The sequence below is a fragment of the Paenibacillus sp. DCT19 genome (assembly GCF_003268635.1).
Classification (GTDB): Bacteria; Bacillota; Bacilli; order Paenibacillales; family Paenibacillaceae; genus Paenibacillus.
In genome coordinates, this window is sequence record NZ_CP029639.1 from 5,873,792 (window position 1) to 5,897,408 (window position 23,617).

The 23,617-nt window shown below is 46.1% G+C and carries 15 protein-coding genes and 1 pseudogene; 4 read left to right on the forward strand and 12 right to left on the reverse strand.

Annotation, left to right across the window (positions count from 1 at the left end; all coding sequences use genetic code 11):
• Positions 1-124 precede the first annotated feature (124 nt).
• Together DMB88_RS26825 and DMB88_RS26830 are read left to right on the forward strand one after the other, a co-directional pair.
• A complete protein-coding gene (locus DMB88_RS26825; protein WP_128103728.1) occupies positions 125-1,519 on the forward strand; it encodes an NCS1 family transporter in 1,395 nt (464 codons plus the stop codon).
• 63 nt (positions 1,520-1,582) lie between these two features.
• Positions 1,583-2,938, forward strand: a complete 1,356-nt coding sequence (locus tag DMB88_RS26830; RefSeq protein WP_128103729.1) for an allantoinase — start codon at positions 1,583-1,585, stop codon at positions 2,936-2,938.
• A gap of 113 nt (positions 2,939-3,051) precedes the next feature.
• Here DMB88_RS26830 and argH read toward each other — a convergent pair whose 3' ends face one another.
• The 7 genes from argH to argC form a co-directional block, all read right to left on the reverse strand.
• Entirely contained in the window at positions 3,052-4,455 is a 1,404-nt protein-coding gene (gene argH, locus DMB88_RS26835) for an argininosuccinate lyase (protein WP_128103730.1), read from the reverse strand.
• Positions 4,456-4,762: 307 nt separating this feature from the next.
• Complete coding sequence (locus DMB88_RS26840; protein WP_128103731.1) at positions 4,763-6,001, reverse strand: argininosuccinate synthase; 1,239 nt, start codon at positions 5,999-6,001, stop codon at positions 4,763-4,765.
• Positions 6,002-6,292: 291 nt separating this feature from the next.
• Positions 6,293-7,261, reverse strand: a complete 969-nt coding sequence (argF, locus tag DMB88_RS26845; RefSeq protein ID WP_128103732.1) for an ornithine carbamoyltransferase — start codon at positions 7,259-7,261, stop codon at positions 6,293-6,295.
• A gap of 221 nt (positions 7,262-7,482) precedes the next feature.
• Positions 7,483-8,745, reverse strand: a complete 1,263-nt coding sequence (locus DMB88_RS26850) for an acetylornithine transaminase (protein ID WP_174715318.1) — start codon at positions 8,743-8,745, stop codon at positions 7,483-7,485.
• A gap of 39 nt (positions 8,746-8,784) precedes the next feature.
• Positions 8,785-9,624 (reverse strand): acetylglutamate kinase, encoded by an 840-nt coding sequence (gene argB, locus DMB88_RS26855; RefSeq protein ID WP_128103733.1) that lies wholly within the window; start codon positions 9,622-9,624, stop codon positions 8,785-8,787.
• 405 nt (positions 9,625-10,029) lie between these two features.
• Positions 10,030-11,268: a bifunctional glutamate N-acetyltransferase/amino-acid acetyltransferase ArgJ gene (gene argJ / locus DMB88_RS26860; RefSeq protein ID WP_128103734.1), complete on the reverse strand. Its 1,239-nt coding sequence runs from the start codon at positions 11,266-11,268 to the stop codon at positions 10,030-10,032.
• 122 nt (positions 11,269-11,390) lie between these two features.
• Positions 11,391-12,440, reverse strand: coding sequence for an N-acetyl-gamma-glutamyl-phosphate reductase (gene argC / locus DMB88_RS26865; protein WP_128103735.1), 1,050 nt, complete (start codon positions 12,438-12,440; stop codon positions 11,391-11,393).
• A 383-nt stretch (positions 12,441-12,823) separates the two neighbouring features.
• Here argC and cls point away from each other — a divergent pair, with 383 nt between their 5' ends.
• On the forward strand, positions 12,824-14,272 hold the full coding sequence (gene cls, locus DMB88_RS26870; RefSeq protein ID WP_128103736.1) for a cardiolipin synthase: 1,449 nt from the start codon (positions 12,824-12,826) through the stop codon (positions 14,270-14,272).
• Between the two features lie 239 nt (positions 14,273-14,511).
• Here cls and DMB88_RS26875 read toward each other — a convergent pair.
• From DMB88_RS26875 to DMB88_RS26895, 5 genes and pseudogenes are all read right to left on the reverse strand, one after another.
• A pseudogene (locus DMB88_RS26875) lies at positions 14,512-15,422 on the reverse strand (YitT family protein).
• A 120-nt stretch (positions 15,423-15,542) separates the two neighbouring features.
• Positions 15,543-16,655: a peptide chain release factor 2 gene (prfB, locus tag DMB88_RS26880; RefSeq protein ID WP_128103737.1), complete on the reverse strand. Its 1,113-nt coding sequence runs from the start codon at positions 16,653-16,655 to the stop codon at positions 15,543-15,545.
• A 358-nt stretch (positions 16,656-17,013) separates the two neighbouring features.
• The gene (secA, locus tag DMB88_RS26885; protein ID WP_128103738.1) at positions 17,014-19,518 is read right to left on the reverse strand and encodes a preprotein translocase subunit SecA; all 2,505 of its coding nucleotides are present in this window, start codon (positions 19,516-19,518) and stop codon (positions 17,014-17,016) included.
• Between the two features lie 1,258 nt (positions 19,519-20,776).
• Positions 20,777-21,340 carry a ribosome hibernation-promoting factor, HPF/YfiA family gene (gene raiA / locus DMB88_RS26890; RefSeq protein WP_128103739.1) on the reverse strand — a complete coding sequence of 188 codons (564 nt, stop codon included), beginning with the start codon at positions 21,338-21,340 and terminating at the stop codon, positions 20,777-20,779.
• Between the two features lie 516 nt (positions 21,341-21,856).
• Complete coding sequence (locus tag DMB88_RS26895; RefSeq protein WP_024631599.1) at positions 21,857-22,054, reverse strand: cold shock domain-containing protein; 198 nt, start codon at positions 22,052-22,054, stop codon at positions 21,857-21,859.
• Between the two features lie 375 nt (positions 22,055-22,429).
• On the opposite strand from DMB88_RS26895, the gene DMB88_RS26900 reads away from it, so the two are divergent.
• Positions 22,430-23,584, forward strand: coding sequence for a hypothetical protein (locus DMB88_RS26900; protein WP_128103740.1), 1,155 nt, complete (start codon positions 22,430-22,432; stop codon positions 23,582-23,584).
• Positions 23,585-23,617: the final 33 nt, after the last annotated feature.

Consider the following 23,617-nt stretch of genomic DNA (forward strand, 5'->3'; position numbering starts at 1 on the left):
GTTACGTTATCTTACATTATTTTATTCATCTGTGGTGTGGGCAAGGACTGATCGGAACGGTTCGTGTACTTACATGAGAACGATCAACTTTGCTCACCCAATACAAAGAGGAGTGGGGCGGAATATGTCTACGAATTTGGCAGGTCGAGTGCTGGAAGAGACACACTTGCAAGAAAATATCAGTGTGGACGACTCCCTGAAACCGAAGCAGGAGAGCGAAAGAACAATTGGATCGATCGCTTACATGTTTATGTGGATCGGGGATGGCGTGAACCTTGGCAACATGACACTTGGAGCAAGTCTCATTGTTGCTGGTGTCGCTACACTCAATGTATTTCAGACGTTCGTGGCAGCTATGGTTGCAATTGGTATCATTTCAGTGATCTTTGCCATTAACGACCGATTCGGTTACCGAACAGGAATCCCTTATGTTGTTCAATTGCGGATGTCATTCGGCATCAAGGGTTCCATCATTTCCTCCTTCTTACGCGGTGTGCCCGCCATCGTCTGGTATGGATTCCAGAGCTGGGTCGGGGGAACTGCACTGAACGAAATTGTCAAAGTGCTCAGTGGCGGTAGCTTTGACAGTGTTGTCGTTTGTTTCATCGTATTGCAGGCAGTTCAGATTGTCCTTTCACTTTATGGCTTTCATGCGATCAAGTGGGTGGAGACCCTTGCCTCCGTTGTTATTATGCTAGCACTCGTCTACGTGTTCAGTATATTGCTCAATTCTCATAGCACGGCGATCACCGAAAATTGGGTAAATGCGCAAGGCACATGGGGACTTCCATTCTTCGCTTTCATCATGGTATTCCTGGGCAACTATGCGGCAATCTTCCTAAGTGCTGGTGACTATTCCCGTGAGCTTAAGAGCGGTATCAGTGACAAAAAGCGCAGTATGCTCTACTTCCTCCCTATCGTTATCGCATATGGCTTCGTCCTCACGATTGGCGCAATGATGGCCGCAGCAACAGGAATTTCGAATCCTGTTAAAGCGTTCGCTGTTATCGTTGATAATCCATATATCACTGTCGCTGTATCTGCATTTATCGTCATTGGGGCAGTTGCTGTCAACATGGTCGCCAATATCGTGCCACCAGCTTATGTCATCTCGCTTGTCACCAAGCTAAAATACAAAACATCTGTCATTATTACTGGATTACTTGCGCTTTGTTCCTTCCCATGGGTACTCGTGCAGGATTCTTCCGCTCAAGGTTTAAACACATTCATCCTGATTTACTCCGCTTTCCTTGGTCCGATCGTAGCCATCATGCTAGTCGAATACTACATTCTACGTAGGCAAAAAGTTGATACGACAGAGCTTTATCTGGACAACGGTTCATTCAAAGGCTACAATCCGAGCGCCCTACTAGCCATGCTAATCGGAGCCGGAGCTGCATTCCTGCTGGTTGACGTCGGCTGGATTATCGGATTTGTCGTCGCAGGCATTGCATATCTGCTACTCAGCAAATTCGCATTCAAAGGATCATCATTCAAAAAAGGCACCATTTACGAATAAATACAGGTTAAACTGGACTATTACGTTTGAATAATTCAAGACCACTGAAGAGGAGAGTTGTATATGGAACGTTACGATCTGATTGTACGCAACGGCAGCGTAGTGCTGCCGGACGGCGTCAAGAAAGTTGATGTCGGTATCAAAGATGGAAAAATCGCGGCAATTGCCGCCAAACTGGAGGGTGAGGCTGAGCATACTTACGATGCAGACGGCTCTCATGTGTTTCCAGGTATGATCGACGTACACGTCCATTTCAGCGAACCAGGACGAGAGCACTGGGAAGGTTTTACAACCGGATCGGCTATGATGGCCGCAGGCGGTTGCACCACCTTCTTCGACATGCCACTGAACGGTATTCCCTCAACGGTGAATGAAGAGGCGCTGCTGGAGAAAGCTCGGATCGGGAACGAAAAATCGCTTGTTGATTTCGGGCTCTGGGGTGGTCTGGTGCCAGGGAATGAGGATGACCTGAAGCCGCTGGCGGAGTCGGGAGTAATCGGGTTCAAAGCATTCCTGTCCACAACTGGCAACAAAGAATTCGAAGCCGTGGATGATATGACGCTGCTTACGGGCATGAAGAAGATTGCAGCTTTAGGTAAGGTGCTGGCTCTACATTCAGAGAGTGCAGCGATCACCAACTGGCTAAAAGATGAAAAAGAAGCAGCAGGACTCTTCAGCGCCGACGATTACCTGGAGACCCGTCCGATTATCGCCGAAGTCGAAGCTGTAGAACGTGCTCTGTACTATTCGGAAATAACAGGCTGCGCACTGCATTTCGTGCATATCAGCTCTGCTGCAGCAGTAGCGAGTATTGAAGCTGCCAAAGCTCGCGGCATGAACGTAACGGTCGAGACTTGCCCACACTATCTACTCTTCAACCACGATAGCCTACGGGAAAAAGGAAGCATCGCCAAGTGTGCTCCTCCGCTGCGGGAAGCAGACGAACAACAACGACTCATCTCCCTGCTGGCAGAAGGAAAATTCGATATGTTATCGTCGGATCATTCGCCCTGTCCGTACGATATGAAGGATCCAAAAGATTTCAATCTATTCCAAGCATGGGGCGGCATTAGCGGCGGACAATTCACTCTACTGTCAGCATTGGAACTTGCACTAGCACATAACATTCCACTGGAGCAAGTTGCCGCTTGGACAGCGTCCAATCCAGCAGAGCGCTTCGGTCTTGCGGAACGTAAAGGCAGCATCGTCACCGGGATGGATGCTGATCTCGCCATCGTTGATCTAAACAAAACGTTTACGGTGACGGAAGACAACTATTATGCCAAGCACAAGCAAAGCCTCTACATTGGCCATTCATTCCCAAGCAGCGTGATAGGCACTATCGTGCGCGGACATGTCGTTGTTCGCAGCGGTGAGGTTCTCACCGAAGTGAATGAAGGCAGCTGGCAGAAGCCGTAAAGAGCTGGAGTCAGCGTCACAGTCAGCAAACACAAAAAGCCAGTGAGAGATATTCTTCTCTCACTGGCTTCTTTTTCGTATATTGGGTCGTTAATTTAATGAGATTCTCGGTATTAACCGCGGTTCGTAATCCACTGCTCCGTGATCTCCAGTACCTTCTCACTACGTTCAATGGCTTCAGCCACTTGACCTGATGCTGTACCGCCGTATACGTTACGTGCGTTAACTACCGCTTCTGGTTGCAGCACATCGTAGATACGCTCATCAAACAGCTCAGAGAATTGACGGAATTCATCAATCGTCAGATCCAGCAAATACTTGCCGTTTTGGATGCAGTACAATACCGTCTTACCAATCACTTCATGCGCTTGACGGAACGGCAAGCCTTCGCCTACGAGGAAATCCGCAATATCTGTAGCGTTGGAGAAGTCCTGGTTCACAGCCTGACGCATGCGATCCTTGTTTACTTTCATTGTAGCGATCATCGGTGCGAACAATTGCAATGCACCTTCCAGTGTAGCCACTGTATCGAACATACCTTCTTTGTCTTCCTGCATGTCCTTGTTGTAAGCAAGCGGAAGAGATTTGAGCACAGTCAGCAATCCGATCAGGTTGCCGTACACACGTCCTGTTTTCCCGCGAACAAGTTCAGGAACGTCCGGGTTTTTCTTCTGTGGCATGATGCTGCTACCTGTGCAGAATGCATCATCCAACTCAACGAATCCAAACTCCGTGCTGCTCCACAGCACCAATTCTTCACTCAGACGGGACAAGTGAGTCATAATGAGGGATGCTGCTGCCAGGAACTCAACAATAAAGTCACGGTCACTCACGGCATCCAAACTATTTTCATACACACCATCAAAGCCCAATTGTTCTGCTACAAAATGACGGTCAATCGGGAACGTTGTTCCTGCAAGCGCACCTGCGCCAAGAGGCAGAACGTTAATGCGTTTGTAACTGTCCATCAGACGTTCAGCATCCCGTTGGAACATCGATACATAAGCCATCAGGTGGTGAGCAAACAGAATAGGCTGTGCCCGTTGAAGATGCGTATAACCTGGTACGATAGTATTGAGATTATCTTTGGCTTGTCCAATCAGTGCTTCCTGCAAGGCATGCAGCATCCCCACAAAACCAACCACTCGCTCACGCAGATACAGGTGCATATCGGTTGCCACTTGGTCATTCCGGCTACGGCCTGTATGTAATTTGCCACCTACAGGGCCAATGGTTTCAATTAGATTTTTCTCAATGTTCATGTGGATGTCTTCATCAGATACGGAGAACTCCACTTCGCCAGCACGAATTTTGTGCAATACGGTAATCAAGCCTTCTTTGATCGTTTCCACGTCTTCCGCAGGCAGAATGCCGCATTTACCTAGCATCGTTACATGGGCCAAGCTACCTTGAATGTCTTCCTCAGCCAATGCTTTGTCAAAATTAATCGATGCGGTATATTCCTCAACTAGATGATTCGTTTGTTTGGTAAAACGTCCTCCCCAAAGCTTGCTCACGGTGAGTACTCCCCTTTCGCTCATGGACAAAGCCGCTCCTGCCAGATATGCAAGAACGGCCTGCCTTGTCAGTTATATTTAGATGACTCTATACATTGAACTAAAACACTTGTAGAGGTTGTTCAAAAAGTCCGCTTTTGATTACGAAGGATGCCTCACGGCATCTCAGCGTCGAATATGGGATTCAGCCGAAATGTCCGTTGCTCACGTAGTTTTGCCTACGCTCCGCTACTCCATTTCTACCTTCATCCCATCTTCTCGGTACTGAAAACCGACCTTTTTGAACACGTATTTACATAGCATGTAATTAGTTGTTTTTGTTTTGCTCTACGCCGGAGTTTACTTTCAGACGCAGTGCGTTAAGGCGGATAAAGCCAGTTGCATCGCCTTGATCGTATGCTTGCGTTGGATCAGCTTCCATCGTTGCGATGTCTGGGTTGTACAAGCTGACAGGGCTTTTCACGCCAGCGCCGATAACATTACCTTTGTACAGTTTCACACGAACCGTACCGGTTACGTTTTTCTGACTTTCGCTCACGAGTGCTTGCAGCGCCAGACGCTCTGGTGCGAACCAGAAGCCGTTGTATACGAGCGTGCTGTAACGTGTGATCAAGCTATCACGCAGGTTCATGACTTCGCGGTCCATCGTAATGGATTCCATTTTGCGGTGTGCAGTGAACAGAATGGTTCCGCCTGGTGTTTCGTACACGCCACGGCTCTTCATTCCGACAAAACGGTTCTCGACCATGTCCACACGGCCAATACCATGCTTACCACCCAGCTCATTCAATTGCTCCATCACTTGCAGTGGGCTGAGACGCTCACCGTTCAGGGCTACACAGTCACCTTGTTCGAATTCCAGTTCAACATATTCCGCTTGATCCGGTGCATCTTCAGGCGCGCTGCTCAGCAAGAACATGTCTTTGTTCTCGTCCGCGCTCGGATCGAACCAAGGATCTTCAAGCACACCGCTCTCATAGCTGATATGCAAAAGGTTACGGTCTGTGGAGTAAGGTTTAGCTGCAGATGCCGTGACTGGAATGCCGTGTTTCTCAGCATATGCAATCATCTCTGCACGTCCTGGGAATTGATTACGGAATTCTTCCAGACGCCAAGGTGCGATTACTGCAATATCCGGTGTCAGTGCAGCCGCGTTCAGCTCGAAGCGAACTTGGTCATTCCCTTTTCCTGTCGCACCGTGAGCAATCGCTGTAGCACCTTCTGCACGAGCGATGTCCACCATACGTTTAGCAATCAAAGGACGTGCGATACTTGTACCGAGCAAATATTGTCCTTCGTAAAGGGCGCCCGCTTGGAACATAGGATAGATGAAGTCTTTTGCGAACTCGTCGCGCAGATCATCAATGTATACTTTGGAAGCACCTGTTGCCAGTGCTTTTTCCTCCAAGCCGTCCAATTCATCCTTCTGACCGATATCTGCTGTAAATGCGATGATCTCAGCATCATAGGTTTCTTTCAACCATTTCAAAATTACAGATGTGTCCAACCCGCCGGAATAGGCGAGTACGATTTTTTCCTTAGCCATGTCTAATAGGTCCTCCCAAGTTCAGTTACTCACTATACAAATGAAACTAAAGAATAGTTACACTTGCCACTTCGATGACAGAATAACTTTCCGATCGCTGTTATCCCCAGATTTTTTGATTTACTTTTTCAAGGGTAAAATCCGGGGATAAAGGCGAACGCTCCGCTTCTCCATGTTATTTCTGTCCTCTCCGTTCTCGTGTAAATGTTTAGTCCGATTTATATAGAAATTATATTTAATCTATCATCGCGAAATCCGCGCCTAAAATCAACCCATTCATGCAAATCGCAGCTATTCGCTCATTAACGCAGCCATTAACGCTTTCTGTGCGTGCAAACGGTTCTCTGCTTGATCGAAGATCAAGGAGTTTGATCCGTCGATTACCCCTGCGCTTACTTCCTCTCCACGGTGAGCCGGGAGACAATGCAGGAACATATAGTCTGGCTTCGCAGCCTTCATCAAGTCTTCGTTCACCTGATATGCAGCAAATGCTTGCTCACGAATCTTCTGTTCTTCCTCAAAGCCCATACTCGCCCACACATCCGTGTACACGATATCCGCATCTTTGACCGCTTCTTCGGCACTATACGTTACCACAACCTGTGATCCGCTCTCCTGTGCAATGCTGCGTGCTTGTTCTACGATTGCACTGTCAGCCTCGTAGCCTTCAGGAGTCGCAACAGCCACATGCATCCCCATCTTAGCTGCGCCGAGCATGAGGGAGTGCGCCATGTTATTGCCGTCTCCGACGTAAGCCATTTTGAGACCTGCAAGTTTGCCCTTATGCTCCAGCACCGTTTGGAAATCCGCCAGCACCTGGCATGGATGCGCCGCATCGCTCAGTCCATTGATAACTGGAATATCTGCATGCTCTGCCAACTCAGTTACATTATGGTGCCCAAAGGTACGAATCATAATGCCGTCGAGATACCGAGACAATACTTTAGCCGTATCATGCGTCGTTTCGCCGCGACCGAGCTGGATATCATTTTTGCTCAGGAAGAGTGCGTGCCCACCTAGCTGGAACATACCCACTTCAAAAGAAACACGTGTCCGAGTAGATGATTTTTCAAAAATCAGTCCGATCGTTTTACCTTTTAACGGCTGAAAAGGCACACCGTTTTTTTGCTTGCCTTTGATCTCGATGGCAAGATCGAGTAGATAACGAATTTCTTCTGCCGTATAATCGGTGAATTCAATAAAGTCCCGGCCTCTTAGGTCGATCTTCTGAACCTTCTCGGTTGATTGAACTTGTGTCATGTTAATAATGCCCTCCTTATTTCCGGTTCCCTGCACCCGCATGTGCAGAAGTTAGTGATAGCCTGGATTTTTCCCATCATGACTGCGATTGATCTACTTATGCTCTATGAACGCGCGGCTACAGGGAATTCATTATCAGAATCTACACCGGAGCCGTTGATGACCCCGGAATAGAAATTTTTCTGAAAAGTATCCATGATATCTGAACCTATCCGTGCGGATTAGGCGTTCTTCGCTGCGACATGCTCTTCAATGAGTGTTGCCACCAAGGAAACAGCCTCGTCGATCTCCTCTTTGCTCACATACAAGTTCGGAAGCAGACGAATGACATTCGGCCCTGCAGACACAAACAAAATACCACGTTTCTGCCCTGCAACCACGATATCGCCTACCGCTTCTTCACATTCAATGCCGACCAATAAGCCCAGTCCACGAACTTCTTTGACAAAAGAATTGCCTGCCAAACGCTCTCTCAAGGAGCTCATCAGATATTCGCCCATCTCAGCTGCACGCTCAGGCAGTTTATCTTCCAGCATCGTTTCAATGGTTGCAGTGACAACTGAGGAAGCAAGTGGCGTACCCCCAAATGTAGTCGCGTGGCTACCTGCTGTAAATGCATCTTTCAAATAGCCTTTACCCAGCATAGCTCCTACAGGGAAGCCACTACCGATGCCTTTAGCCACTGTGAAAATGTCGGGTTCAATGCCGTAATGTTCGTGCGCGAACAATTTACCGGTACGCCCCATTCCCGTCTGTACTTCGTCCACAATCAATAACAATCCATGCTTCTCGCATAGTTGCTGAACAAACTGCAAGAACTCAGGCTTAACCGGATGCACGCCGCCCTCAGCCTGCACCATTTCCAGCATAATTGCAGCCGTGTGTGGCCCAATTGCGGCTTCAAGCGCTGCATTGTCATGCAATGGAACAGTAACAAATCCTGCTGGCAACGGCAAAAAGCCCTCTTTTACCTTATCCTGTCCTGTAGCTGTTAACGTAGCCAATGTCCGTCCGTGGAAGGATTGTGCAAAAGTAATGACCTCATAACGATCTACGCCTTTCACCTTTTGGTGATAGCGGCGAGCTAGTTTAATCGCTGCTTCATTCGCCTCGGCACCACTGTTGCAGAAGAACACCGCATCTGCACACGTATTCGCCGTCAATAAAGCTGCCGCACGTTCTTGACCTGGAATCTGGAACAGGTTAGATACATGCCATAGCTCATCGATCTGCGCTTTCAGCTTCGCGCCAACCTTCTCTGGTGCATGACCAAGGCTCGTTACAGCCAATCCGCACATGAAGTCGAGGTAACGGTTGCCCTGATCGTCCCACAGCCAGCTTCCTTTTCCCTTAACTAAGCTAATCGGGTAACGTGCATAGGTTTGAAAAAGTGAGCTTTCTGTCTGAGCCGCTGATGCCGCTCCTGTTGCAGCCGCTCCCGCCACTGCTGTGCCGGTGCCTGCTTGTTCTTTACTATTTGCCATCACCCTTCACTCTCCCATTCTTGATTTAAAATAAGAATCCTACTGCATCCGGATAATCCGTGTTCCGATCGTTTCTCCCTGTAACACCCGGCTCAAAATCTTCGGCTCACTACCATCCACAATAACAACCTCACGCACATCACCATGAATACAAGCGATAGCTGCCCGCACTTTAGGAATCATCCCGCCGTATATTTCGCCGGTTTGGATCATATCTTCAATCTCCTGTACAGAGACGGATGGCAATACTTTTTTCTCCCCGTTCACAGTCTTCATAATCCCCGGAACGTCAGTGACTACGATCATTCGACTGACACCCAGATGAGAAGCTACCGCACCTGCCGCTGTATCGGCATTAATGTTATAGCGTTGACCCGAAGCATCTACGCCCACTGGCGCAATGACAGGCATATACCCCATCTGCACAACACCTTGGATAATCTCCGCTTGAACACTAGTCACATCGCCAACCCAACCGATCTCTGCATGGTTGCTGACAGGTTTCGCTTGAATCAAACCGCCGTCAACTCCCGATAATCCGAGCGCACGCCCACCCACACGTTGGATTAAACGTACAATTTGTTTGTTGATGCTACCTGCCAGCACCATCTCTACGACATCGAGTACAGGCTCCGTTGTCTTACGCAAGCCGTTTACAAATTCCGTATCAATGCCCAGCTTCGCCAGGTTCTCCGAGATCGCTGGGCCTCCGCCATGTACGATCACAGGCTGAGTTCCTTGAGATTGAAGATCACGCAGATCGGCAAAAAAGGACTCAGGCAACGCCGCAAGCGTGCTGCCTCCGCATTTCATAACAAACATCTGCTTCTCAGATACAGCTTCGCTTCCAGTCTCTTCATTTTGTAATGTCGAGGTCATGAGCATGGCTCCTTTCGTTCCAACATTTTAAAAGGCTTAACACTTAATTGATTCACGATAGACGAGTCCAACCGTTCCAAATTCGGATCGTTCTTCCGATCGCCGTTGTCTCCAGATTTTTTGATTCCCCTGTCTAAGGGGAAAATCCGGAGACAAATGCGAACGCTGCGCTTCTACAGAATCGATTCCGACTTTTCCACTACTTTCGTCTATAAATAAATTTCATTAAAAGTTTAATCCTTATTATTTTCTCTATATATTTTGGTAAAAGCTATACATCAATCATATAGATATCGATTAATCAAGAGATCAAAAAGTTGGTTAAGCGCTTGTTCAAAAAGATTGGTTTTCAAATGACGTCAGTCATCTTCGGTAATCAAAAGCAAAATTTTTGAACTACCTCTTTTACGTGCGGTATGCCGCGTTAATTCGTACATAGTCATATGTTAGATCACAGCCCCACGCGATCGCTGTTCCTTCGCCGTGGTTCAGGTCAACAATAATGCGTACCGTATCCGTCTGTAAGTACGCTAATGCTGCTTCTTCGTCAAATACGACTGGACGAGATTGCTCAAGTACCGAGATGTCTCCGAGTCGAATGTCCACCGTATCTGGATTTACCGGTTGCCCCGCACGTCCTACCGCAGCAATGATCCGTCCCCAGTTTGCATCTGCACCAAACATGGCTGATTTCACCAAGCTTGAACCGATCACTGTCTTCGCAATCGCCTGAGCAGATTCATCGCTTACTGCACCTGTGACTTGAACTTCAACCAGCTTCGTCGCACCTTCACCGTCTCGTGCAATGGCCTTAGCCAGCACTTCGCACACATACGTAAAACCAGCCGCAAACGCATCCCAATCCGGGTGATCCATAGTAAGCTCTTCGTTCCCTGCATAACCGCTCGACATCGCCACGAGCATATCATTTGTGCTGGTGTCTCCATCTACCGTAATCATGTTAAACGTATGATTCGTCGCTTGGCGCAGCAAGCGCTGCAACGCTTCTGCACCAATGACCGCGTCAGAGGTCATGAACGCCAGCATGGTAGCCATATTCGGATGAATCATACCCGAGCCTTTGGCTGCTCCTGCAATCGTAACCGTCTTGCCGTTCACAACAACGGACACGCAGGCTTCTTTTTTTACCAAATCGGTAGTTAGAATCGCTTGTGAAAATTGCTCCGCTTCATTGGCTTCCTTGCCCAGTTGTGCTGGAAGTGCGGTAATGCCCGAATGAACCGCGTCCATCTTCAGGAGCTCACCAATAACCCCTGTAGAAGCAACTGCCACATCTTCCTCCGCTACACCAAGTTCGCGAGCAGCCGCCGAGCGCATTGCATAAGCATCTTCTTCGCCTTGTTGTCCTGTACATGCATTCGCATTGCCACTATTCACGATAACCGCTTGAAGGCGTCCATTGCTCAAGCTCTCACGTGTTACTTTGAGCGGTGCAGCTTGAAATACATTCGTTGTGTATACGGCCGCAGCAGTTGCTGGCACTTCGCAGCGAATAGCTCCGATGTCGTTACGTGATGTTTTTTTCAATCCACAGTGCAGTCCGCCGGCAGTGAAGCCGCTCGGGGTTACAATCGTTCCGTTCTCAATTATTGTAAATAACTGCTGCCCTACGTTTGTTCCCATATATTATCCCCGTCTCGCGTTCGGCCATATACCGATTATCCGCCTTAACATAACTCTGTATTCCTGCTGGATGCGTGTCAAAAAGCAACTAATATGAAATGCTCTTTAATCACGTCGTCAACTTATGGATACACTGGTGTCATGTTCAGCCCGAGGTTTTCCTCCCATCCCATCATCAGGTTCAAATTTTGAATCGCTTGGCCGGATGCGCCTTTTACCAGGTTGTCAATGACAGAAACAATCGTCAAACGGCCTGTACGTGGATCAACGGAGAATCCGATATCACAGTAGTTCGATCCCGTAACTTCTTTCGTTGATGGCCAGATTCCTGGCTCACGTACACGTACAAAAGGTCTATTTTCATAAAATTGACGATAGAGATCCACCAATTCCCGATCTGTGTGCTCGCCAACTAAACTTGCATACATGGTGCTCATAATGCCACGTGTCATCGGCACAAGCTGTGTCGTAAACGTAACGGTTACTGGCGATCCAGCAACATTACCTAACACTTGTTCAATCTCTGGGATGTGTTGATGTTTATTTAATTTGTAGGCTTTGAAATTCTCATTCATCTCTGCATAATGGTACGCCAGATTCGTTCCGCGTCCCGCCCCAGATACACCCGACTTTGCATCGATAATGATGCTTGAAGGATCAATCCAGCCAGCTTGCACCGCAGGGACTAATCCGAGCAATGTCGCTGTTGGATAACAGCCTGGGTTAGAAATGAATGCCTTCTCTTTCACTTCTTCACCGTACAATTCGCACATACCGTACACCGCTTGTTGTAATAGTTCGTCTGAAGGAGCCGGATGTTTATACCACTCTTCGTACACCGCTCCATCCTTGATTCTGAAATCACCAGACAGATCAATGACTTTCAGCCCTGCTTCCAGCAGGCCAGGAACAAGCTTCGCACTTACACCGGACGGAGTCGCTGTGAACACAAGGTCTGCACGTCCTGCGATCTCCACTGGATCCACGCCATCAAGTGGCCTGTTAATCACGCCCGTCAAATGCGGAAATCCAACTGCAATAGACTCCCCACTGCTGGATGAAGAGATTACCGAAGTAATTTCAACATGCGGATGATGCTGTAAAAAACGAATCAGTTCCACCCCGCCGTAGCCGGTGGAACCGACGATTGCCACTCTTAATTTGTTATTCACTCTCGCTCCCCCAATCTCGTTGTATGCGCTACTTCAACCATGTCCAATGCCTAAGGTTAGGCATGCCACGGTAATTCCGTCGCTTCTATGCATATTTGTGTATTATTATACGACTCTAGTTATATAAATACAACACTCTACCATCAATTTTACATGGATTTTCATCCATCCCGAACATATCTTTAGAGCAGCAGAGGACGAACCCGAATACTTCTGCTAAAATACGTAGTAGTGAGGGTTTGGGAAGACCTGTTTTCAGCATCAAAAAGGGACTTTTTGAACAACCTCTTATATAGGAAGATTACATACAGAATCTCATTCATAACAAAGGATCTTCCTGAGATGAGTTCTGATAAGACATTTTGGAGACATGGGGGTCTACGGTGCATATTGAATCCATCTTACTTATTGTACTCCTGGGTTTGAATATTATTTTTGCGGCAGCGGTCGTATTCTTCGAGCGCAAGGATGCGAGTTCATCCTGGGCGTGGCTGCTCGTCCTGAATTTTATTCCCGTGCTTGGGTTTGTACTTTATCTTTTGACAGGGCAGAACCTGACTCGTTACCGACTATTTCAATGGAAAGATCGTAAGAAGCTTGGGCTGGAGGAACGTATCGAGGCACAGCTTGCCCAGCTACAGAGCAATCGAACACCTTTTCACAACAAAGTGACCGAAAACAGCCAGGACATGATCTACATGAACCTGAAACAGAATGGCGCGCTGTTAACCGAGGATAACGAGGTCGAAATTATTACCGATGGCACGGATAAATTCCAACGGTTACTGGATGATATCGAAGCTGCGCAGGATCATGTGCATGTGCAGTATTACATCTACCGAGGGGATCGCCTAGGTAAACGTATTCGTGACGCGCTCATTCGCAAAGCGAGAGAAGGTATCAAAGTTCGATTGCTGTATGATGCGCTTGGATCGCGGCGTGTATCGAATCGATTTTTCAAAGAGCTGCGCGAAGCGGGCGGTCTGGTGGAGGTCTTTTTCCCATCCAAATTCAGCTTGATTAATCTGCGTATGAACTATCGGAATCATCGAAAAATGGTCATTATTGACGGAAACCTTGGTTATACTGGCGGTTTTAACGTAGGTGATGAGTATCTAGGCTTGAACTCCAAATTTGGATATTGGCGTGACACGCACCTCAGAATTACGGGGAATGCCGTCCATGCACTGCAAACTCGCTTCCTTCTCGACTGGAATGAGGCATCGAAGCAGCATGATACCCCTTATGTGCCAGCACATTTTCCTCATATCGAGGGAACAGGAACGATCGCGATGCAGATTGTCTCCAGCGGCCCTGATGCTGAAACGGAGCATATCAAAAACAGTTATCTGAAAATGATCAATGGAGCGAAGCACTCCATCCTCATTCAGACGCCTTATTTTATCCCAGACGCAAGTGTCTTCGAAGCCATAAGGCTTGCTTGCCTATCTGGTATAGATGTACGTATTATGATTCCGAACAAACCGGATCACGCCTTTGTGTATTGGGCTACGCTTTCGTATATTGGGGAACTGTTGAAGGTTGGGGCGAAGGCATTTGTATACGATAACGGCTTTATTCATGCCAAAACACTGATCATAGATAGTATGGTTGCATCTGTCGGTACGGCGAACATTGATTATCGTAGTTTCCGGTTAAACTTTGAAGTGAATGCCTTTATGTATGATGAGACGATTGCAACTGCTCTTGTGCAAACCTTCGAGCATGACCTTCTTGTATCCCGTGAGCTTACGATTGAAGAGTACAACAAACGGAGCATCAAAATCCGCTTCAAAGAAGCGATATCTCGCCTACTATCTCCTATTCTGTAAAGAGTGAGAAAAGGAATGTGTAGTGGAGACTGTACTTTAATACGATTTCAATGTGATCAGTAACTACAAACTCGTGCATGGATGTACGCTTTACAGGTAATTTATATGAACTGCTTGAGATTGAAGAAAGGGACATTCCGCCCAGCTAACTGGTGCAGGATGTCCCTGTTTTTGTACGATATTAGAGTGCAATTTCATCATTCATTAAACAAAGATTGCTGAACCGTTCGTTAGTTGGCTCATGCCTCATCTCTTTTAAAACCTTCACCGAGCACTTCATGTGCATTGCTAATAATGACAAAAGCGGATGGATCCACCGACCGGATCAATGTTTTCAGTCTTGGCACTTCATTTTGCCCCACCACAACCATGAGTACCGTTCGCTGATCATCGGTATAACCGCCTTTGGCCTCCAGCTTCGTTAATCCACGATCTAGATCTTCAAGAATGACTTTGGTAATCGGTTCAATCTGGTTAGAGATAATGTAAGCTACTTTGGAGTAGCCGAGCCCCATTTCCACCGCATCAATGACTTTCCCCGTGACGTACAAGCCAATCAGTGCATATAAAGATTGCTCTAATGACAGTACAAAGGCTGCCATAATAATGACCGTAGCATCCATAATCACAACGCAGATCGAATAACTCAGTCCGCTATATTTTTGCACGATCCTTGCCAGTATACTCATACCACCTGTTGACCCTCTACCCGATAGACAATCCCAATACCGAGTCCAACCCCTATCCCTCCATACAGCGAGCCTAACAATGGGTTTGTCGTTGGAATCGTCCAGTCTTTCGTAAGATAAACAAACAGCGGTAGAACGATACTACCCAGCACAGACCGGATACCATACTGCTTACCGATTAGAAGGAAGCCTGCGATTAGGAGCGGAATATTAATGGCCCACTGGGTATATGCTGGCTCCAGCCCGAGCCACTCATCACCCAAAATCGACAGACCGGATACGCCGCCAGATGCGATCTGGTTCGGTAATAAAAATAAATTAAATGCTACCGCAATGAGGAACGACCCCAAAATAATAGATGCTGTATCTACAACGTTCCTCCAAGGCCCATTCAGAGGAATCAAGGTGGTTAATCTCTTCTTGCGATTAGGGTGTTGATGTGATGGTTGTTGCTGTTGCATGGTGATCGTGTTCTCCTTTTGTCTCATCAATTAATGTAAAATAACTTATGCACGTCAAAAAAAAGCCCCTGTATACACCAGCATACGCCTACACGTATCCAGTCCATACAGGAACTTTATTTAATCGGTTTCCACTTTAATCTGGCTGCGCAAATAACCATCGATGAATGCATCGAGGTCGCCGTCCATTACTGCTCCTGTGTTCCCTGTTTCTACGCTCGTACGGTGATCCTTTACCATACTATAGGGATGGAACACATAGGAGCGAATCTGGCTGCCCCAAGCAATATCCGACTGATCTCCTCGGATTTCATCCAGCTGTTGTTTTTGCTCTTCTATTTTCCGCTCATACAATTTCGAACGAAGCATCGTCATCGCACGCTCACGGTTCTTGATCTGTGAACGTTCGTTCTGACACGTTACAACCACACCTGTTGGAATGTGAGTAATCCGCACAGCAGAGTCGGTGGTATTGATATGCTGTCCACCGGCACCACTCGCACGATACGTATCAATCTTGAGGTCTTCTGTGCGAATGTCGATCTCTACAGTATCGTCAATCTCGGGAACCACATCACAGGAGACGAATGAAGTATGTCTACGTCCGGATGAGTCAAATGGTGAGATTCGCACCAGTCGGTGTACACCCTTCTCGGCTTTTAGATAACCGTATGCATTGTGTCCCTTAATGGATAGTGTCACACTCTTGATCCCAGCTTCTTCACCTGGTAGATAATCGAGAACCTCGACCTTGAAGCCACGCTTCTCAGCCCAACGGGTGTACATCCGAAGCAACATCTGTCCCCAGTCCTGCGACTCTGTTCCACCTGCGCCTGGATGCAGCTCTAGGATGGCATTCATCTTGTCATATGGCTGGTTCAGTAAGAGTTGAAGCTCGAACTCATCAAGCTTGCTTACGATGGCTGTCACGCTGTTGCCAACCTCTGCGGCTAGATCCTCATCGCCTTCTTCGTCAGCGAGTTCCACCATCATCAGAGCATCGTCGTAGTCCTGCTGCAGTTTGGTGTATTGATCAACAGACCCCTTCACCGCATTCATCTCAGCAATGACTGCTTGTGCCTTCTCGTTGTCGTCCCAAAAATCAGGAGCGGACATCTTCACCTCAAAGTTCTCAATCATCTCTTGCTTCAGATCTAAGTCAAAGAGACCCCTAAGGTTTGTTAGTTTCTTGCCTATTTCACGCAGATCTTGCTTCACGCTTGGATCGATCATATCGGATTCCTCTTTTCATTAAGATAAGCTCCTCGCTATCAGAGCATTACAGTTGAACTAGGCAGCCTGTGCTCCCAATTCAAAAGTATACCTGACTGCAAGGAGCCATAGGACATTCGTTCATGTATATAAAATGGACTAAAGAATATTACACTTACCACTCCGATGACAGAACAACCTTTCGATCGCTGTTATCCCCAGATTTCTTTGAACCCTTTTCTAAAAGGGGAAATCCGGTGATAAAGGCGAACGCTTCGCTTCTACATGTTATTTCTGTCCTCTTCGTTCTGTGTAATGAATTAGTTCATTTTATATAGGTTCATGTAATAAGTTTACACGAACTTATCTATTTAGCGTACTACTCTTGACCGTGGCAATGTTTGAACTTTTTGCCGCTGCCGCAAGGACACGGATCGTTACGTCCGATCTGGTCGGACACTTTCACCGGGCGCTTCTCAGCAGGTTCGCCGCTCGTCGAGATCTGACTTTCCTCAACAACAGCTTGACGTTCTTGGTTGCTCTCGATTTGTGCTTTCATCACATATGTGGCTACTTCTTCTTGAATCGAAGCGATCATCTGATGGAACATCTCGAAGCCTTCAAATTGATATTCACGCAGTGGGTCTGTACCACCGTATGCACGAAGGTGAATACCTTGACGCAATTGATCCATGGCATCAATGTGATCCATCCACTTGCTATCTACTGCACGAAGCACAACCACTTTCTCGAACTCACGAACCATCTCTTCACCGATACGCTCTTCGCGAGCATTATACTTGTTCTGTACTTTCTCGAACAGGTACTCGATGATCTCTTCAGCTTCTTTGCCCCACAGCTCATCTTTAGTAACCGAGCCATCGTCGAGCAATTTGCTGTTCATATAATCGGAAACTTCTTGCAGTTCCCAGTTCTCCGGAATATCGTCACTACAGTGAGCTTCTACAATACGTTCAATGGAAGGCTTGATCATATCCATAACGATTTGTTTAATATTCTCGGACTCCAGCACCTCACGACGCTGTTTATATATAATTTCACGCTGTTGGTTCATGACATCATCATATTGGAGAACGACTTTACGTACGTCAAAGTTATTACCTTCAACCCGCTTCTGTGCCGATTCCACTGCACGTGTAATCATCCGGCTCTCGATCGGTTGATCTTCTTCAAAGCCTAGACGCTCCATCATGTTCAATACATTGTCTGCACCGAAACGTCTCATCAGTTCATCACCCAGTGACAGATAGAACTGCGTTGAACCCGGGTCACCTTGACGTCCCGCCCGACCACGCAATTGATTATCGATCCGGCGTGATTCATGACGCTCTGTACCAATGATATGAAGACCGCCAACCTCTGCCACACCTTCACCCAAAATAATATCCGTACCACGACCAGCCATATTGGTTGCAATCGTTACTGCACCGGCTTGTCCAGCGCCTGAGATAATCTCAGCTTCTTCCGCATGGTACTTGGCATTAAGTACTTGGTGACGTACACCACGGCGTTTCAGCATATCAGAGAGACGCTCCGAGTTTTCGATGGACACGGTACCTACCAGCACGGGCTGGTTTTTGCTGTGACGTTCTACGATCTCTTCTACAACCGCTTTGAACTTACCATCAATACTCTTATAAACGACATCCGCCATATCATCACGTTTGTTAGGACGGTTCGTTGGAATTTGCAATACTTCGAGGCCGTAGATTTTCTTGAACTCTTCTTCCTCGGTTTTCGCTGTACCTGTCATCCCAGCAAGCTTACGATACATCCGGAAATAGTTCTGGAATGTAATCGTCGCAAGTGTCATGCTCTCGTTCTGTACTTCGATGCCTTCCTTAGCTTCGATCGCTTGGTGCAATCCATCGCTGTAACGACGTCCTGACATCAAACGTCCTGTGAATTCATCGACGATCATGACTTCTTCGTCACTTACGACATAATCCACGTCACGACGCATGATTACGTTCGCTTTCAGACCTTGTACGATATGGTGGTTGAGCGTTACATTGGCGTGGTCATACAAGTTCTCAATACCAAACGCTTTTTCTGCTTTTGCCACACCTGCTTCAGTCAAAGCTACGGATTTCACTTTAATGTCTACTGTGAAGTCTTCTTCAGGAACGAGACGTTTCACAAAACGATCTGCTGCGTAATATAAGTCTGTAGACTTCTGCGCTTGTCCGGAGATAATGAGCGGCGTACGCGCCTCATCGACCAGGATAGAGTCTACTTCGTCAATGATACAGAAGAACAACGGACGTTGTACCATCTGTTCTTTGTAGAGCACCATGTTGTCACGCAAATAGTCAAAACCAAATTCGTTATTCGTTCCGTACGTAATATCACATGCATACGCATGCTGCTTCAACGCATGATCCATACCACTCAGGTTAATACCTACAGTCATGCCCAGATACTCATAGATCTGTCCCATCTCTTCGCTATCCCGCTGTGCCAAGTAGTCATTGACTGTAACCACGTGAACACCTTTGGACATGAGCGCGTTCAGGTATACAGGCAGCGTTCCTACCAATGTCTTACCTTCACCCGTCTTCATCTCGGAAATCCGGCCTTCATGCAGAGCAATACCGCCCAGCATCTGTACGTCATAGTGACGTTTACCGAGAACTCGGCGAGATGCTTCACGCACGGTTGCAAATGCTTCTGGGAGGAGCTGATCCGTTGTTTCACCCTTTTCGATGCGGGCACGGAATTCCTCCGTTTTGGATTTCAGTTGTTCATCAGACAAAGCCTGAAATTGTGGTTCCAGTTTATTGATCACATCGACCGTCTTCATCAGACGTTTAACATCACGTTCGTTCATGTCGCCGAAGATCTTTTTGACAAGTCCTAGCATGGTATACCCCTTTCGTGCAAAACAGAATAGACCCCCTGCTGCCGCCGTGCGACACCATCGGATGGATATTTGCATCCACTTGCCCGGGGGTGACAAACGATATAATTTGAGTTCAAATTATAAGAATGAAAATAATATTAGTTGAATCAACTCCAGGCTTGCCAAGCGTTCTCATGAAGTGATTCGGTATTCAACCAGGAACCCAGTTTATAAAATAAGCTGGAATCCGAAGCCTTGCGAATCATGTTCATGGTGCTGTGCCTGTCATTGATTATGATTAGCGATCATTCGTTGACAATTCTTCATCAGGACAATGATTCTCTTTGTATAAATTGTAACAGTTTGTAAGGGACGCCGCAACACGCCACAGCACACTTCTTTGAAGTTCTGACCATATAACCGTGGACAAAAAGTGCCAAAAATCATAGCCGTTAGCGGAAGCGTACTCTTCACCTATTTCATTTTTTGCGAATAAACGCCTGCATTCCATTTTTTGCTGGAAAAATTAGATATCAATCCCACATTCAAGCTCATCGATTAAACATCACACTTATAGGATCTGAATACTAGTATCGGCCGTGAGCCACACCGTCTGATGTTCCATCAGAGTTCGATAAATCTAAACTTTTGTAGATTCATTCGAACTGATGATGTGAAAAATAACTGGCAGCAAAAAAATTGAACCTTTTTTAATCTATCGGATCTCTTGGCTCTATAAACTCTATTTTCAGCCTTAAATATAGAACCTATAAATGGATTGCATTAAATCTCGTATAATCTATTAAACGCAACAACATGACAAATAGTTTCACAAACCTGCCTCTTCCTGAGTTTAAAAGGTTGTTCAAGTCCGCTTTTGATTACGAAGGATGCCTGACAGCATCTCAGCATTGAATATGGAATTCAGCCGAAATAAGTGGATGCTTACGACGGTTGTTTTCTTCGGAAACAATGGTGTTGCTCACGTAGCTCAATCTACGCTCTGCTACTCCATTTCTATCTTCATCCCATCTTCTCGGTACTGAAAACCGACCTTTTTGAACACGCACTGTAAATAGGCTTCCGTGATTTGTTTGATCTCTTTAGACACGAAAGAGCCCATCCCGTAAGGATGGAGGCTCTTGTTCAGTCCAGCACCGGAACTACGTTGTTCCTGTCTGTTCCTCGTTATATTCATTTATCAGATATTACTTCATTCACATTTTATTAGAAAAATTCATTACTTACGTCTTCGTAAAACTTCGTATGGAAGGTAAGATTATCCTTGCTCAATCAAACCGTATTTGCCATCATTCCGTTTATACACAACGCTGACTTCTTCATTATCGACGTTAGAGAAAACGAAGAAATTGTGGCCAACCATGTTCATTTGGAGGATTGCCTCTTCCACGTCCATCGGTTTTAACATAAACCGTTTGGTTCTTACCACTTCATAATCATCATCGTCGGGTTCTGCATCCAGTTCAGCAGTAGCCACTGTACCTGATGGGTCTTCAACGAAGAGAGTTTTCAGGCTGCCTTCTTGACGGAACTTACGATTGACTTTTGTTTTATGTTTGCGGATCTGACGTTCCAGCTTGTCCACCACTGCGTCAATGGAAGCATACATATCATCGCTCTCATCTTCTGCACGGAGTACAATGCCTTTGAGTGGGATCGTCACCTCTACCGTATGCAGGCCTCTAGTCGTGCTCAGTGTAACAGCACCGTCAGAGTTAAGGGGTGCATCGAAATACTTCTCGAGTCTACTCAACTTTTTGTCGACATAATCTTTCAAAGCATCGGTAACCTCGATTTGTTGACCTCGAATACTTAAATTCATAGGGCACTCCTCCTTTTACTTTGCCACTTCATTATAACACGAATGTAAGCGCCATGTAAAAACTCCCGGTGACTGAATAATGACATCTCCTCCAGCCACATCTACCATCATGGGTTTAACGCCATATTTCGCGATATTTCATCATTTTTAGCCATAATCGCTTATTTACATGGAAAGTCTTATTAGGCGCTTGATGATGTAATTAACCGATTTCGAGACGAGTTAATCTTATATGTAAAATCATCAACTTCATCAGCCTCTTGAATCCACTAAAGGAATACTAAAGTCAAAATGATAATCTAATGGATGTTGACCACAACGACGAGAGAAAATATCTTGATAGAGGCCTCACCAATTCTATGAATCCCTATTTATTAGAATTTATGAATCTAGTATGCAATCGCTCGCAAATCTAGTAAAACAAAAAAAAGACTCTGGGCATGCCAGAGCCTTATGCTAGCGATAATTCAATTGGTAACCATCTAACCGTATATGTAGGTCGGATTAACCGGATGATTATAATTTGATTACGTTAGCTGCTTGCGGTCCACGTGCGCCTTCGACGATGTCGAATTCAACGGATTGACCTTCTTCCAAAGTTTTGAAGCCTTCGGATTGGATTGCGGAGAAATGTACGAATACGTCGCCGCCGTCTTCAGTTTCAATGAAACCGTAACCTTTTTCTGCGTTGAACCATTTTACTTTACCTTGCATGCACTAACATTCCCTTCGTCATCAAATGAAGTGAAGCTTTCGGCCTTAACCTCTGCCCACAACTCAGATGATACCATCCAAAGTTATCCATTGTCAATTGGTAAAGAAAATGTTTTCTTGGAATTTTTTGTAGATTAATCAGAGATTGTGATGAATGCTGTAATATTTTAAATATATCAGGTTTAGTAGGCTGCTGATAAGTCTAATTTTAGCCAATCTCACATTAAGAATGTTTATAAATGTTTCTTTAACACTGTTAGTTCTTCAACCTTAAGTTAAAGGAAAAATATCAACTTAGTTATAGTGAAAAATTAGAATTACATGCTAAAATTTAGTATATCTATTACAGTTTATTAACAAGGAGAGGTTACCCAAATGATTCACAGCGTTCAAAAGCAGAAATGGTCAGTTATACTAGCACTGTTCATCCTTTTATCAGGGGTATTGCTTCTTGCTTCACCCGATCGTGCAGACGCCAAGGAGGACAGAATATCCGCAGAAGAACTGAAGAAGATTAGCCGACTATCCCTCACACTTCGTGATGCCTACCAGACGCAGTATACGGTGTATATTTATGCCCCCAACGAAAAATCCTCAACCCTAACAGAGGAGGATTACTGGACGGGTAACAAACCTGGTGACCGTACATATACAGGAACTTATCGAGCCGCATTATTGAAAAAAGGAGCCTCCTACGGTACCGTACAAGCCGCTAAACTTGACCTTCATTCGATTACGTTACCCCAAACTTGGCATTACACGATCAAAAGTAAAGAAAAGGGTGCTCCAGATCTACTGCTAATTACAGAGTGGGGTTCCTCTAACTTCAACTTAGCTAGACCATTCATTGTACGCTCAGGCGTATTAGAACCGCTGACATTTGTAAATAACAAGGGTAAAAAGCTAACTGATTATGAATTTTTCCCCGCGAGCAGAGGTGATGGCATACGTATGTTGTCTGACGCTCGGGTACAATTCAGATTCTATAATAACAGTGTATTTAAATATGAAATCGAAACCTTCAAACTCAATATTAGTAAATTGGAGTTGCGTTTAAGTGATACCCGATATGTTAACTTTGATCAGTCCGATTGGCCTAATTCAGGAACGGGAGATCGTGCCTATCTCGACAATCTGAAGAACGCGGCTATGAAAGGAATTCTGCCCAATCAGCCCAACATTAAGCTAGGTATGACTCACAAATCTCTGCTCGGTACCTTGAAGAAGGCTAAATTAAAGGAGAACGGCGAATGGGGCGCCTACTATGTTTATCCTCACTACGCGATCGGCTTTAATTCTTATCTGCATGAATTGAATAATAATTCAAGAGTCATGGTTTTCAATATCTTTCCAGGGCAACAGTATCTGTATCCCGATACGGTGAAGTTATGGCTAGGTAAGCCACAGGAGGAGTATCTGAACGAAGCTGAGGGTGGGTATGACATGATCTATAAATACGGTTCACGCACGCTTTCTTTCCATTATGCTGATAAATATGATGATGAGATTTATTTGATCACGATTTATTAGGGGAGGAAAAGTCAACATTAAGATACAGGTTAG